Consider the following 13118-nt stretch of genomic DNA (forward strand, 5'->3'; position numbering starts at 1 on the left):
CGGCTAGCGGTGCGCGGCGAGCGCCTCCCGCGCGGTCGCCACGTCCGGCGCGATCGCGACGCGGCGCTGCAGCCCGGCCACGTCCGACACCCGGCGGACGAGCCCGCGCGCCGGCAGCACCACCCACATGGGGACGCCCAGCTCACTCGCCCGCATCTGCGAGCGGGTGATGACGTTGAGCCCGTTGGAGTCGCAGAACGTGCAGCCGCTGAGATCGATGATGAGGGCGGGCGTCCCGGAGTCGAGGAGCCGCACGGCCTGCTCGAGGATCGCCTCGCCGTTGCTCAGGTCGACCTCGTCCGGGAACGTCAGCGTCCCGCAGGTGTCCGTGATCTCCACACGTGCCACTCCGAGCTCCATGGTCCGCCCCAAATCGGTTTCCTCACCTGGATGACAACGGGGGGTACTTCACTGCGACTGTAAGCCCCGATCCTGGACGGAACCTGAAAGAAAGGTTCAAGTCTAGGACCTCCCTCGCCCATATCGGCGGCGAACTCGTTCACTTGAGATTCGTCCTGGTTTGTCGCATCTGAAGGAGCCCGGAAGCCCGTCCCCAGCGGGGTTCGGGCGTCCCGCGCGCTCCGGGGCGGAGGCGGGTGCGCGGCGGGGCGCATCCGGACGATCGGCGTGCCTCCCGCCAGTCTGGTCGTCCTTCCTGAAGTTTCCCTTACCGGATGCGAACCGGGCGCTGAGAGTTCACGCCCGGCCTCCCACCGGCGGCCCGGTGGGGGCGAACCCATATATTTCACCCTGCGGCCTGCTAGAACCGGGGGTGTGGGAATGAGCGCGGACCCAGTGGTCATCGACGGCGGCGACCGGTCCTGCGTGCGCCTGCTGCTGGAGCTGCGCGGGCACCTCGCCGGCCTCGCGCCCGGGACGGTCGTGCACCTGATCGCCAGCGACCCGGCCGCCCCCATCGACCTGCCCGCCTGGTGCCATCTGACCGGCCACGGCTACCTGGGCCCCGTCGAGGCCGCCGCGTCCCCGACCTACGCGCTCCAGGTGGCCGCCGACCCCCGTCCGACCTCCCCGGAGTCGCCCTGGCGCCCGCGCTGACCGCGCGTCCGGCCCCCGTTCCGCAGCTTGCCGGACGCCGTCCGGACGTCTATTGGCGAGGCGCCAATTAGCGGTTAGGCTGGCGGGCGGTGGCGGTGAAGGGACGTTGGCATGAGCGGGCCGTCTGTCGCGATCGTCGGAAGCGGGTTCAGCGGGCTGGGGCTGGCCATCGCGCTGAAACGCACCGGGTGCACCGAGCTGACCGTGTTCGAGCGGGCGGACGGCCTCGGCGGCGTATGGCGGGAGAACACCTACCCCGGCGCCGCCTGCGACGCCCCCTCGCACCTGTACTCCTACTCCTTCGAGCCGAAGCACGACTGGTCGCGCCGGTTCGCGCCGCAGCCGGAGATCCTCGACTACCTGCGGGACTGCGCGCGCAAGTACGGCGTCACCGAGCACGTCCGGTTCGGGACGGAGGTCACCGGCGCCGACTTCGACGCCGCGACCGGGCGCTGGACCATCCGGACGGCCGCCGGCGAGGAGTTCGCGGCGGACGTCCTGGTCTCGGCGTGCGGCCAGCTCAGCCGCCCGGCCCTGCCCGACATCCCCGGCCTGGGGACGTTCGCCGGCACCGCGTTCCACTCCGCGCGCTGGGACCACGGCCACGACCTCGCCGGACGGCGGATCGCCGTCATCGGCAACGGGGCGAGCGCCGTCCAGTTCGTCCCGCGGATCGCGCCGGACGCCGCGAAGCTCACCGTCTTCCAGCGGGAGCCGCAGTGGGTCGGCTGGAAGTGGGACCGCCGCTACCCCCGCCTCCGCTCCCGGCTCAACCGCCGGCTCCCCGTCCTCCAGCGGCTGTCCAGGCTCGGGGTGTTCCTCTGGTTCGAGGCCCTGCTCAACCCGATGCTGATCTCCCCGCGCGGCCGCCGGGTGCTGTCCGCGCACATCCGGGCGCTGTGCCGCACCACCCGGTGGGCGGTGCGCGACAAGCGGACCCGCCGCGACCTCACGCCCGGCTACGAACTCGGCTGCAAGCGCGTCCTGGTCTCCAGCGACTACTACCGGACGCTCAACCTGCCGCACGTCGACGTCGTCACCAGCCCCATCGTGAAGGTCACGCCCGACGCGGTCGTCACCGCGGACGGCACCGCCCACCAGGTCGACACCATCATCATGGGCACGGGCTTCCGGTCGCACGACTTCGTCGCACCCATGCGCGTCACCGGCCTGGACGGACGCGCGCTGGACGACGCCTGGCAGGACGGCCCGCGCGCCTACCTCGGCCTGACCGTCGCCGGTTTCCCGAACTTCTTCCTGATGTACGGGCCCAACACCAACGTGGGCTCCGGGTCAGTGGTACACATGCTGGAGAGCCAGATCGCCTATATCGTGCAGGCCGTCCGCGCCCTGCGCGACCCGGAGGTGCTCTACATGGACGTCCGCGAGGGCGTGCTCTCCGAGTTCGACGAACGTCTCCAGCGCCGCCTGGACGGGACGGTCTGGAACGCCGGCGGCTGCACCAGCTGGTACCTGCGCGACGGTCGCCGCAACGCCAGCAACTGGCCCGGATCGATGCTCGCCTACCGCCGCCGGACCCGCACCCTCGACCCGTCCGACTACCGGTTCGTGAAGCGCTGACATGGGCCGGGCCACCGCTCACCCGCTGCTGCGCACCCTGGACGGCCTCCTCGTCATCCCGCCCGAGCACCACCGCCCCGACACCGGCCGCGCCGACGCCGCCGCGATGCTCGCCTGCCCCGACGCCACCCTGACCGACCTCGTCCGGCACGGCCTCCCGGCCACCGGCGAACGCGGCCGGGAGCGCTTCGACTCCCGGGACATCTTCAACATCGCCCTCTACTCCGGCTCCGGCCGCACCGGGATCGAGCGGACCGTCGCCTCCGCGCTGCGCTGGACCCGCGCGTCCTGCGAGGACCTCATCGCGCCGCGCGTCTCCCGGTTCGAGCTGCGCGTCGCCTGCGGCTCCCCGGACGGCTGCCGCCCCGGCGCCCGCAACACCCTCGCCCGGCCGCGGACCGGCGCCTACGGCGGGCGGGTCCGCCACGTCCGCGCGCACCCGGCCGGCGCGGCGCGCAACGAGCACGCCGGGACGGCGGCGACCGCCCGCGCGTCCGGCCCCGCGCTCACCCTCTCCGCCGTCCTGCGGACGGTCGGCGACTGCCCGGTGCTGCGCTCGCCCGCGCTCCGCGCGATCCTGCGCGAGTTCATGGGCGCGGAGCTGCGCTGGCTGCGCCTCCCCGAGGCCATGCGCGACGATGAGTCCCTCGTGCCGCGCGGGTTCGCCAGCTGCGGCTCGGCCAGCCGCTACATCGCCCGGCTGTGCCGGGAGGAGGGCATCCCCGCGACGACGCGGATCGGCTGGGTCGTCGGCCTGCCGGACCTCGTGCACGCCTGGGTGGAGGTCGAGGACGAGGACGGCGTCACCAAGGTCATCGACCCGACGTTCGTGCTGCTCGCCGAGGTGATCCCGGGCGCGAACCCGATGCTGCGCGACCCCGGCATCGCCTTCCGCACCAACCGGCTCGTCCCCACCGCGCTCGGCGTCGGCGCCGACATCGCGTCCCACACCTGCGCCGCCGGGCACGTGCCCCGCGTGAGCGCGTCCCTCGTCCCCGTGGCCTGAGCGGGTTTGTCGGACGGGCGTGCGATGGTGGTGGGGTGAGCGCCGATGAGGAGCGTGACGGGGTCCGGCTGACGAACCTCGACCAGCCCCTGTTCGAGGGGGCCGACGCGACCAAGCGCGACCTGGTCGACTACCTGGACGCCGTCGCCGGGCGCCTCGTGCCGCAGCTGGCCGGGCGTCCGCTGTCGGTGATCCGCGTGCTGCGCGGCCAGAAGCCGTTCATGCAGAAGAACGTCCCGAAGTACACCCCGTCCTGGGTGCGGACCGTGACGGTGTGGGCGGAGACGTCGCGGCGCGAGGTGTCGTACGCGCTGTGCGACGACCGCCGCACCCTGCTGTGGTTCGCCAACCAGCGCGCCGTCGAGTACCACCCGCCGCTGTTCCGCGCGGACGCGCCGCACCGCCCCACCCACCTCGTGATCGACATCGACCCGCCGGGCACCGACGCGTTCGGCGCGGCGGTGCAGGCCGCGCATCTGGTCCGGCGGGCGCTGGACGACTGCGGGCTGGCGGGCGCGGTGAAGACCAGCGGCGCGAAGGGCGTGCACGTGTTCGTCCCGCTGGACGGCACGGCCGAGGTCGAGGACGTCGCCGCCGCCACCCGCGCGCTCGGCGCCCGCGCCGAGCGGCTCGACCCGGAGCTCGCGACGACCGCGTTCATCCGCGAGGACCGCGGCGGCAAGGTGTTCCTCGACTCGACCCGCGCGGGCGGCGCGACCGTCGCCGCCGCCTACAGCCCCCGCATCCGCCCCGGCGCGCCCGTCTCGTTCCCCGTCGCGTGGGACGACCTCGACGGCGTCGCCCCGGCCGACTTCACGATCAGGACCGCGCTCGGCGTCCTCGGCGACCGCGACCCGTGGTCGGAGCTGCTGCCGGCGCCGCAGTCCCTCCCCGCCGACCTGGTCGAGGAGGGGCACACGATCCCGATCGCGCGGGTCCAGGCGATGCACGAGGGCAAGCGCCGGGCCAAGGCGCGCCGCGACGCCGGCTGACGCATCCGCGGGCCGCCCCGCGCTTTTCCTCGGTCTGCTTTTCCCCGGTCTCGCGAGCAGGCCGGGGAAAAGCGCGGCGAAAGCTCAGGAATTCAGCCTGACCGGCAGCGACCGGTGCCCGTTGGAGATGAACGACTCGACCGGCCGCAGCTCGCCCGGATCGACGGCGAGCTCCATATCCGGGAAGCGGGCGAAAAGCGCCGGAAGGGCGACCTCGGCCTCCATCCACGCGAGAGGCGAGCCCACGCAGAAGTGCACGCCGTGGCCGAAGGAGATGTGCTCCTTGACGGCCCGGGTGATGTCGAAGGCGTCGGCGCTGTCGCCGTGCAGGGAAAGGTCGCGCCCGGCCGCCGCGTAGGCGGCGAGGATCGCCTCGCCCTTGCCGATCGTGACGCCGTCGACGTCGATGTCCTCGACGGCGTAGCGCAGCGGCAGGTTCGCCACGGGCGCCTGCCAGCGCAGCGCCTCCTCGATCACCTCCGTCCACGGCACCGCCCCGGACCGGACGAGCGCGAGCTGCTCCGGATGCGTCAGCAGCGCGGTGATCGCCTGGTCCAGCAGGTTCACCGTGGTCTCGTGCCCGGCGGAGATCATCAGGATCAGCGTGTCGACCAGCTCCTCCTCGCTGAGCCGCGACCCGTCCTCGTCGCGGGAGGAGATCAGCACGCCGGCCAGGTCGTCGGCGGGCTCGCGGCGCCGGAACGCGACGAAGTCCTGCAGGATGCCGTACATCTCGGTCTGGTTGGCGATGGCCTCCTCCGCCGTCAGCGCGGTGTTGAAGATGCCGTCCACGCACCGGCGCAGGCTCGGCCGCGTCTCCTCCGGGACGCCGAACAGCCGGCAGATCACCTCGATCGGCAGCGGGTAGGCGAACGCCTCGCGCAGGTCGGCGCGCCCGCCGGGGGCGGCGGCGAGCCCGTCCAGCAGGCCGGCGGTGATCCGCTCGACGTCGGGCCGGAGCGCCTCGGTGCGGCGCGGCGTGAACGCCCGGGAGATGATGGCGCGCAGCCGGCGGTGGTCCTCGCCGTAGGCGGTGAACATGTTGCGCACCGACACCCACAGGCGCAGCGGCCAGTCCTCGGCGATCTCGCCGTCGATGTACTTCGTCCAGTGCAGATTCGGGTCCTTCGACACCCGCGGATCGGCCAGCAGGCGTTTCAGCTGCTCCTGGCCGGTGACCGCCCACGCGACGACGCCGCCGGGCAGTTCCACGAGCGTCACCGGGCCGCGCGCCCGCAGTTTCGCGGCCTCTCCCTGGACGTCGCCGCCGGACGGATCGATGACGAGCGGATTCTCCATTGCTGCCCTCTCCACGGACGCGTCGGAGCGCACCCGCGGGCGGCTCCCGAATGACCGACGCAGCCAACGTACGGGGCGCCGCGCCGGGCCGCCAGATCACCGTGCGGACTCGTCCGGCGGCCGCATTTTCGGCCATTCCTTAAATGGCCGCGCGGAAATCCTCAGCCCGGATTCGGGGTGGCACGGCAAGCGGTACGCACCGCCGCCCGGCCGGTCAGCGGCGGCCGGCGTCGGCGGCGAGCAGGGTGCGGAGCTGGTCGGCGGCGTCGGGTTCGAGGGCGGCGAACCGCTCCCGGTACAGGGCGGTGGACGCGGGCGCCGGCCAGTCGGCGGGCAGGTGCTCGGCGGGCAGGCCCGGGTCGGTGCGCAGCAGCTGCAGCCAGTCGGCGCCGAGCAGGGTGAGCCGGCTGAGCGGGCTGCCGCGCCGCTCCCGGTCCGGCGTCCAGGTCGCGATGAACGACTCGTGCTCGGCGCGGATCGCCGGGACGTCCCAGGCGCGGCGCAACAGCCGCGGCACGTCGGTGCCCTCCACCGGGACGGAGTAGAACGCGTCGGCCAACTCCGCCAGCCCCGCGAACGCAGGGCCGGCGAAGATCGCGCCGATGTCGACCCGGCCGGGCGCGATCCACAGCCCGTCGCGCAGCCCGCCGAAGCCGGCCCAGATCAGCCGGGCCCGGATCTGGTGGCGCAGGTCGCGGCGGCTCTCCGGCATGGAGTAGCTGAGCAGCGTCCACTCGCCGCCGGGGTGGGCGAACGGCTCCGCCGAGCGGACCCGGGGGGTGGCCTCGCGGAGCAGCTCCTCGGCCCACGGGGTGAGCGAGAACCGCGCGGTGCGGCCCTCCCGGACGCGGGCGAGCTGCCCCTTGCGGGTCATCCGCGCGAGCGTGGCGCGGCCGGCCGCCTCCGCGACGCCGAGGTCCTCCAGCAGGTGCAGGAAGACCCGGGAGCTGATCGGCGGGAGGCCGCGGTCGAGGACGAGCGAGCCGAGGAAGCTGAACAGCAGCTGCTGCGGGGCGCGCCGGCGCGGCCGTGCGCTCGCGGACGCGTCGTCCTGCTCGCCGGTCATGCCCCGTCCCTCCGTCGTCGCCGTTCGCCGCCATCGGTGGACGCCGCCATCGGTGGGACGGCGCCGTCGCTGGACATCCCACCATGCCGCCCCCGGTCTCCGGCCGCGTCCCACTTTATTCGAACAAATCTTGACGAGCGACAGCAATGAATCTAGCTTCTAGGGCACAACGCGGATCGGAAGGGTGGCAATGGAGCTGAACGGGAAGGTGGCGGTGGTCACCGGAGCCGGCCGGGGCCTCGGCCTCGCCTACGCCGGCGAACTCGCCCGCGCCGGCGCGGCCGTCGTCGTCAACGACGCGGACGCCGGCGCCGCCGAGGCGGCCGCGGCGCGGATCGCCGCCGCGGGCGGGCGGGCCGTCGCGCACCCCGCCGCGGTCGGCCCCGCCGAGGCCGCCGACGCGCTGGTCGCGCGGGCCGTGGCGGAGTTCGGCCGGCTCGACGTGATGGTGACCAACGCCGGCGTCCTGCGCGACCGGGTGCTGTGGAAGATGACCGACGACGACTTCGACACCGTCGTCCGGGTGCATCTGAAGGGCACGTTCACCTGCGCCCGCGCGGCGGCGGTCCGGTTCCGCGAGCAGGGCGAGGGCGGCCGGCTCATCCTGGTCGGCTCGCCGGCCGGGCAGCGCGGCAACTTCGGCCAGACGAACTACTCCGCGGCCAAGGCCGGGATCGTCGGGTTCGTCCGGACCTGGGCGATGGAGCTGGCCCGCGCGAACGTCACCGTCAACGCGGTCGTGCCCGTCGCGGCCACCGCGATGACCGAGACGATCCCCGCGCTCGCGCCCTATGTGGCGGCGATGCGGGAGGGCCGCGCCATGCCGCCGTTCGCGCGCCGCGCGCTGGCCTTCGGCACCCCCGAGGACGCCGCCGGGCTGGTCGCCTTCCTCGCCTCGGACGCCGCGTCCGGCATCACCGGGCAGGCCATCGGGATCGGCGGCGACCGGCTCTCGCTCTGGACGCACCCGACCCAGGCCGTCGCCGCCTACCGGGACGGCGGCTGGGCCGCGGCCGACATCGCCGGGGTCTGGCCGGCGGTCTTCGCCGAGCACGAGCAGAGTGTCGGGGAGAACCTTCCCGCGGCCCCGGAGGGCGCCGCGTGAGCGGCCTCGACCTGGCCGCGCTGGAGGCGATCGACGTCCACGTCCACGTCGAGTCCGACGGGCACGGCCACCTGTCGCTGCCAGAGGAGTTCATGGAGGCGTCGGCGAAGTACTTCGGCGCCGGCCAGAACCGCACGCCCACGATCGACGAGATCGCCGCCTACTACCGCGAGCGGCGCACGGCGGCCGTCGTGTTCACCGTCGACACGGAGAACGCCACCGGGCACCCCGCCATCTCCAGCGAGGAGATCGCCGACCGCGCCGCCGAACACCCCGACGTGCTCATCCCGTTCGCGAGCATCGACCCGGCCAAGGGGCGCGCCGGCGCCCGGACGTTCCGCCGGCTGATCGAGGAGCGCGGCGTCCGCGGCATCAAGTTCCACCCGTCGCTGCAGGGCTTCGCACCCGACGACCGCAGCGCGTACCCGCTGCTGGAGGTCGCCGCCGAGCACGGCGTCCCGGCCCTGTTCCACACCGGGCAGACCGGGATCGGCGCCGGGATGCCGGGCGGCGGAGGCATCCGGCTCGGCCTGTCCAACCCGATGCTGCTGGACGGCGTCGCCGTCGACCTCCCCGAACTGACGATCATCATGGCGCACCCGTCGTTCCCCTGGCAGGACGAGGCGCTCGCCGTCGCCACGCACAAGCCGAACGTCTACATCGACCTGTCAGGCTGGTCGCCGAAGTACTTCCCGCCGCAACTCGTCCGGTACGCCAACGGGCTGCTGCAGGACAAGGTCCTGTTCGGTTCCGACTACCCGGTCATCACCCCGGACCGGTGGCGGCGCGACTTCGCGGAGCTGGAGATCAAGCCGCACGTCCGCCCCAAGATCCTGAAGGACAACGCCGTGCGGGCCCTCGGCCTGGCTCCGGCGGGCGAGGAGGAGGCATGAGCACGACCGTCGCGTACGCGGACCTGAAGAGCCTGGCGGGCGGCTCGCTCGGCACCAGCCGCTGGCTGGAGGTGGACCAGTCCCGCATCGACACCTTCGCCGACGCCACCGACGACCACCAGTGGATCCACGTCGACCCCGAGCGCGCCAAGGACGGCCCGTTCGGCGGCCCGGTCGCGCACGGCTACCTGACGCTGTCGCTGGTCATCCCGCTGTGGACGGAGCTGCTCGACGTCACCGGCGTCACCACGAAGATCAACTACGGGCTGAACAAGGTGCGCTTCCCGGCCCCCGTCCCGGCCGGCTCCCGCATCCGCCTCTCCGGAACCCTCGCGGACGTGGCGGACGTCGCCGGCGGCGTCCAGGTCACCGCCGACCTCGTCGTGGAGATCGAGAACGCCGACAAGCCCGCCTGCGTCCTCCAGGGCATCTTCCGCTTCCACCCGTAGCACCATCGCCCTAGCGCGGCCCCGCCGGGCCGGGCTGTCCGCTCTGCGTCCGCTCCCGCCGCCCGGCCGCACCCTCCGCCGCCCGGGTCCGCGGCACGCCCCGACAGGGGCGGGTCGCGGACCTCCGGTCATGTGTCCGTATGATGGACAGCCGAGTGATCTGAGACGGCCGGCGAGGGGATGATCGATGCCACGGGAAGGCACCGGACCGGATTTCATCGAGGCGCTGGCCCGGGGCCTGGACGTCATCACCGCGTTCGAGGCGCGGCGGCCGGTGATGACCCTCGCGCAGGTCGCCGAGGCCGCCGGGCTCGCCCGGCCGACCGCCCGCCGCGTGCTGCTCACGCTGCAGGAGCTCGGCTACGTCCGGGCGGGCGAGGGCGGCTACGCGCTCACCCCGCGCGTGCTCGACCTCGGCGTCGCCTACGTCCGGTCCATGGGCCTGTGGGACGTGGCGCGCCCGCACATGGAGCGGCTCGTCGCCCGGACGAACGAGTCGTGCTCGATCGCGCAGCTCGACGGGTCCGACATCGTCTACGTCGCGCGCGTCGCCGTCCCGAAGATCGTCGCGCTGGCGGTGCAGATCGGCACCCGGTTCCCCGCGCTGCAGACCTCGCTCGGCAAGGTGCAGCTCGCCGCGCTCGACCCCGCCGAGGTCGACCGGATCCTCGCCGAGCCGACCCGCTCCGGGCTGGAGCCGCGCGTCCAGCTCACCAAGGCCGAGCGGGACGCGGAGCTGCGCGAGGTGCGGGCGCGCGGCTGGGCGCTGACCGACGAGCAGCTCGCCCGCGGCATCCGCTCGGTCGCGGCGCCGCTGCGGGACGGCTCGGGCAAGGTCATCGCGGGCATCAACGTCAACACCCACGCCGCCGAGACGCCCGTCGAGCAGCTGCTGGAGGAGCACCTGCCGCTGCTGCTGCACACGGCGGGGGAGATCAGCGCCGACTTCGCCCGGCTGGAGACCGTCCCCCAGGTCACCGCGGGGTGAGGACGATCCGCCCCGCCGCCGTCCCGTCGCCCTGGCGCCGCCACGCGTCCGCCGCGTCCTCCAGGGGCGCGGTCTCGTGGGCCACCGCCAGGCTCCCGGACGCGGCCCGCTCCGCGACGAACGCGATCGACGCCGCCCGCTGCTCCGCCGACAGCTCGTTGTTGGTGTAGCCGAGCAGCCGCAGCGACCTCCCGCGCAGGGTGGCGGAGTCGATCGGGCACGTCTCGCCCGCCGAGCCCCCGAGGTTGACGAGCCGCCCGCCGGGGCGCAGCGTCCGCGCCGCTGCCGCCGCCGGGGCGCCGAACAGCGGATCGAGGACCAGGTCCACCGGTCCGTCGGCGGCGTCCGCGAACCGCCGGGCCAGCTCGGCGACGTCGGCGGTGTCGAGGACGACGACCGCGTCCGCGCCGGCCGCCGCCGCCCGCGCCCGGGCGTCCGGCGACCGGGCGCCGGCGACGACCCGCCGCGCGCCCGCCGCCCGCGCGAGCTGCACGGCGGCCTGGCCGACGACCCCGCCCGCGCCGAGCACGATGACCTGCTCACCGGCGGCGAGCTCGCCGCGCCAGGTCAGCGCCATGTGCGCGGCGACGGCCGACAGCCCGAGCGCCGCCAGCCGCACGGGGTCGGCACCGTCCGGCAGCTCGACGAGCGACGCCGCCGGGACGGCCGCGACCTCGGCCATGCTGCCGTCGCCCGGCGCCATCCCGGCCGGGGACGGGAACCAGACCGTCCGGCCCCCGTACGTCCCGACGCCCTGGACGCCCGGCACGTACGGTGTCGCGGGCGTCCCGAAGTAGGACGTCCCGCTCGCGCACAGCAGGTCGAGCGGCGTGATGGGCGCGGCGAGGACGTCCACCAGGACCTCGCCGCCCCCCGGCACGGGAGGCGTCCGGTCCGCCACGACGGGCGGGCGGCCGGGCTCCCTGATCTCCGCGGCGCGCATCGGCTCAGGTCGCGATGTCGGGGTAGGGGAGGGCGAAGTGCCCGAGCCGCCGCGCGTACTCCAGCTGGAAGCCGAGCGGCTCGGCGTGGTCGCGCTCGAACATCGCGATGAACAGCGTCAGCGTCAGGAACGGGTGCGCGCCCAGCTCGAACAGCTTGGGGTAGTCGTGCCCGGCGAGGGCCGCCCGCTCGTCGTCCTCGAACCGAAGCCAGGTGGACGACTCGCCGCCGTGGCAGTTGATGATGCGGTTGGCCTGCTCCTCCTCCCACCAGGCCACGGTCGCCTCCGGCTCCTCCCGGTAGCGCTCGACGAGGCCGGGGTCGCGGTCGACGGTGTAGAGGAACTTGTTCAGCAGATACTTGCTCACGCGTCCGCTCCGTTCGGATACCAGTTGACTTCGTCGCCTCCCCGCGGGGAGGGACTCCTACGGCTCGCGCTGTAGGGGTTTCTGCTTCGCGGCCGACCGCGGAAGGGAGGACCCCTGCCGTCTGACATCAGCTCCACAGACATCGCCGGAGGCGCCGCCTCCGGCTGCGACTCGACCAGCCGCAAGAATGTTCTTGGCCGCGTTGTGGTCCCGGTCATGCCGGGTGCGGCAGCCCGGACACGTCCAGCGCCGGGTCGACAGGCTCAACTCATCCAGTAGGTGGCCGCAGGCCGAGCAGGTCTTGGACGAGGGGTACCACCGGTCGATCACGACCAGGGTGCGCCCGGCACGCTCGGCTTTGTACTCCAACTGGCGGCGGAACTCTCCCCACCCGCAGTCGGAGATGGCACGGGCAAGGCTGCGGTTGCGCACCATGTTGGCGACCGCGAGGTCCTCGATCACGATCACGTCCGCCCGGCGGATGAGGTCGGTGCTGGTGCGGTGGAGGAAGTCTCGCCGGGCGTTCCGGACTTTGCGGCAGGCGCGGGCGACCTTCTCCTTGGCCTTGCGGCGGTTGACCGACCCGGGCTGCTTCCGGGCCATCCGCCGCTGGTACCGAGCCAGGTTCGCGGCCTTGCGCTCCAGATGCCGGGGGTTGGCGACACGGTCCCCGTCGCTGGTGACGGCGAAGTCCTTTACGCCCAGGTCGATGCCGATGGCGTGCCCGGCGGCGGGCAGGGCTTCGGGGGTGTCGATGTCGGCAGCGAAGGTCACGTACCAGCGGCCGTCCGGATCACGCGAGATCACCACCATGGTGGGGGTGAGGGTGGCCGGGTCCACATCGTCGAACGACCACACGAACTTAAGCGGCGCAGTGCTCTTGGCCATCCACAACTCGGCCTTCTTCATCCGAAACGCCGAGCGGGTGTAATGCGCGGACTGGCGGGAGTGCCGCGACTTGAATCGCGGGTGGCGAGCGCGTCCGGCGTAGAAGTTGGCGAACGCGGCGTGCTGGTGCCGCAGTGCCTGCTGCAGAGGGACCGACGACACCTCGCTTGGGAACGCCAGCTCTTCGGTCTTCTTCCACATGGTCAGCGCGGCGTCGGTCTCCTTGTAGGAGGTGCGCTTGCCGTCGATGCGGTAGGCGCGCCGGCGTTCGGCAAGTGTCTTGTTCCAGACCAGGCGGACGCAGCCGAACGTGCGGCCGAACATGGCCGCCTGCTCAGGGTCGGGGTAGGCCCGGCACTTGTACGCCGTCCGCATGACCGGCACTTTACAAAAAAGCAAGATGCGTGTGGTGGATGCCGGAGTGGCATGTCGCTCGACTTCGTTCTCCGACTGTTTCGGCTGCACCAGGCGGCTCATGATGGAAT

At 73.3% G+C, this 13118-nt stretch carries 14 protein-coding genes; 8 read left to right on the forward strand and 6 right to left on the reverse strand.

The window, feature by feature from the left end:
* Nucleotides 1-3 precede the first annotated feature (3 nt).
* Nucleotides 4-348 carry an STAS domain-containing protein gene (locus ACGFI1_RS13520; RefSeq protein WP_171068878.1) on the reverse strand — a complete coding sequence of 115 codons (345 nt, stop codon included), beginning with the start codon at nucleotides 346-348 and terminating at the stop codon, nucleotides 4-6.
* Between the two features lie 432 nt (nucleotides 349-780).
* Here ACGFI1_RS13520 and ACGFI1_RS13525 point away from each other — a divergent pair, with 432 nt between their 5' ends.
* The 4 genes from ACGFI1_RS13525 (at nucleotide 781) to ligD (ending at nucleotide 4635) form a co-directional block, all read left to right on the forward strand.
* Complete coding sequence (locus tag ACGFI1_RS13525) at nucleotides 781-1056, forward strand: sulfurtransferase TusA family protein (RefSeq protein ID WP_138635237.1); 276 nt, start codon at nucleotides 781-783, stop codon at nucleotides 1054-1056.
* Nucleotides 1057-1167: 111 nt separating this feature from the next.
* Nucleotides 1168-2637, forward strand: a complete 1470-nt coding sequence (locus ACGFI1_RS13530; protein ID WP_392785339.1) for a flavin-containing monooxygenase — start codon at nucleotides 1168-1170, stop codon at nucleotides 2635-2637.
* A gap of 1 nt (nucleotide 2638) precedes the next feature.
* The gene (locus tag ACGFI1_RS13535; RefSeq protein WP_138635241.1) at nucleotides 2639-3643 is read left to right on the forward strand and encodes a transglutaminase domain-containing protein; all 1005 of its coding nucleotides are present in this window, start codon (nucleotides 2639-2641) and stop codon (nucleotides 3641-3643) included.
* Nucleotides 3644-3678: 35 nt separating this feature from the next.
* Nucleotides 3679-4635 carry a non-homologous end-joining DNA ligase gene (ligD, locus tag ACGFI1_RS13540; protein WP_392785341.1) on the forward strand — a complete coding sequence of 319 codons (957 nt, stop codon included), beginning with the start codon at nucleotides 3679-3681 and terminating at the stop codon, nucleotides 4633-4635.
* Nucleotides 4636-4719: 84 nt separating this feature from the next.
* Here ligD and ACGFI1_RS13545 read toward each other — a convergent pair whose 3' ends face one another.
* Both ACGFI1_RS13545 and ACGFI1_RS13550 read right to left on the reverse strand, forming a co-directional pair.
* Nucleotides 4720-5934, reverse strand: coding sequence for a cytochrome P450 family protein (locus ACGFI1_RS13545; protein WP_392785343.1), 1215 nt, complete (start codon nucleotides 5932-5934; stop codon nucleotides 4720-4722).
* Nucleotides 5935-6148: 214 nt separating this feature from the next.
* Nucleotides 6149-7000: a PaaX family transcriptional regulator gene (locus tag ACGFI1_RS13550; protein ID WP_386869327.1), complete on the reverse strand. Its 852-nt coding sequence runs from the start codon at nucleotides 6998-7000 to the stop codon at nucleotides 6149-6151.
* A 190-nt stretch (nucleotides 7001-7190) separates the two neighbouring features.
* Here ACGFI1_RS13550 and ACGFI1_RS13555 point away from each other — a divergent pair, with 190 nt between their 5' ends.
* From ACGFI1_RS13555 to ACGFI1_RS13570, 4 genes are all read left to right on the forward strand, one after another.
* Nucleotides 7191-8105, forward strand: coding sequence for an SDR family NAD(P)-dependent oxidoreductase (locus tag ACGFI1_RS13555; RefSeq protein ID WP_364554286.1), 915 nt, complete (start codon nucleotides 7191-7193; stop codon nucleotides 8103-8105).
* A complete protein-coding gene (locus tag ACGFI1_RS13560; RefSeq protein WP_392785345.1) occupies nucleotides 8102-8998 on the forward strand; it encodes an amidohydrolase family protein in 897 nt (298 codons plus the stop codon). The genes ACGFI1_RS13555 and ACGFI1_RS13560 overlap by 4 nt, the downstream gene beginning before the upstream one ends.
* Complete coding sequence (locus ACGFI1_RS13565; RefSeq protein WP_386869321.1) at nucleotides 8995-9447, forward strand: MaoC family dehydratase; 453 nt, start codon at nucleotides 8995-8997, stop codon at nucleotides 9445-9447. Before ACGFI1_RS13560 ends, ACGFI1_RS13565 begins: the two co-directional genes overlap by 4 nt.
* Nucleotides 9448-9634: 187 nt before the next feature.
* The gene (locus tag ACGFI1_RS13570) at nucleotides 9635-10435 is read left to right on the forward strand and encodes an IclR family transcriptional regulator domain-containing protein (protein ID WP_301178280.1); all 801 of its coding nucleotides are present in this window, start codon (nucleotides 9635-9637) and stop codon (nucleotides 10433-10435) included.
* Here the strand turns inward: ACGFI1_RS13570 and ACGFI1_RS13575 are convergent.
* Genes ACGFI1_RS13575 through ACGFI1_RS13585 form a run of 3 tightly spaced genes read right to left on the reverse strand, consistent with a single transcriptional unit; the run spans nucleotide 10422 to nucleotide 13008 of the window.
* Nucleotides 10422-11378 (reverse strand): quinone oxidoreductase family protein, encoded by a 957-nt coding sequence (locus ACGFI1_RS13575; protein WP_392785347.1) that lies wholly within the window; start codon nucleotides 11376-11378, stop codon nucleotides 10422-10424. The two genes, ACGFI1_RS13570 and ACGFI1_RS13575, sit on opposite strands and share 14 nt — an antisense overlap.
* Before the next feature lie 4 nt (nucleotides 11379-11382).
* On the reverse strand, nucleotides 11383-11745 hold the full coding sequence (locus tag ACGFI1_RS13580) for a hypothetical protein (RefSeq protein WP_392785349.1): 363 nt from the start codon (nucleotides 11743-11745) through the stop codon (nucleotides 11383-11385).
* 57 nt (nucleotides 11746-11802) lie between these two features.
* Nucleotides 11803-13008 carry an RNA-guided endonuclease InsQ/TnpB family protein gene (locus ACGFI1_RS13585; protein ID WP_392785539.1) on the reverse strand — a complete coding sequence of 402 codons (1206 nt, stop codon included), beginning with the start codon at nucleotides 13006-13008 and terminating at the stop codon, nucleotides 11803-11805.
* Nucleotides 13009-13118 lie beyond the last annotated feature (110 nt).

The sequence above is a fragment of the Actinomadura geliboluensis genome (assembly GCF_043197915.1).
GTDB classification, from domain to species: Bacteria; Actinomycetota; Actinomycetes; order Streptosporangiales; family Streptosporangiaceae; genus Spirillospora; species Spirillospora geliboluensis.

Coding starts and splice junctions, on each gene's coding strand:
- ACGFI1_RS13525 (WP_138635237.1), top strand. CDS start 781: ATGAGCGCGGACCCAGTGGTCATCGACGGCGGCGACCGGTCCTGCGTG.
- ACGFI1_RS13530 (WP_392785339.1), top strand. CDS start 1,168: ATGAGCGGGCCGTCTGTCGCGATCGTCGGAAGCGGGTTCAGCGGGCTG.
- ACGFI1_RS13535 (WP_138635241.1), top strand. CDS start 2,639: ATGGGCCGGGCCACCGCTCACCCGCTGCTGCGCACCCTGGACGGCCTC.
- ACGFI1_RS13545 (WP_392785343.1), bottom strand. CDS start 5,934: ATGGAGAATCCGCTCGTCATCGATCCGTCCGGCGGCGACGTCCAGGGA.
- ACGFI1_RS13550 (WP_386869327.1), bottom strand. CDS start 7,000: ATGACCGGCGAGCAGGACGACGCGTCCGCGAGCGCACGGCCGCGCCGG.
- ACGFI1_RS13555 (WP_364554286.1), top strand. CDS start 7,191: ATGGAGCTGAACGGGAAGGTGGCGGTGGTCACCGGAGCCGGCCGGGGC.
- ACGFI1_RS13565 (WP_386869321.1), top strand. CDS start 8,995: ATGAGCACGACCGTCGCGTACGCGGACCTGAAGAGCCTGGCGGGCGGC.
- ACGFI1_RS13570 (WP_301178280.1), top strand. CDS start 9,635: ATGCCACGGGAAGGCACCGGACCGGATTTCATCGAGGCGCTGGCCCGG.
- ACGFI1_RS13575 (WP_392785347.1), bottom strand. CDS start 11,378: ATGCGCGCCGCGGAGATCAGGGAGCCCGGCCGCCCGCCCGTCGTGGCG.
- ACGFI1_RS13585 (WP_392785539.1), bottom strand. CDS start 13,008: ATGCGGACGGCGTACAAGTGCCGGGCCTACCCCGACCCTGAGCAGGCG.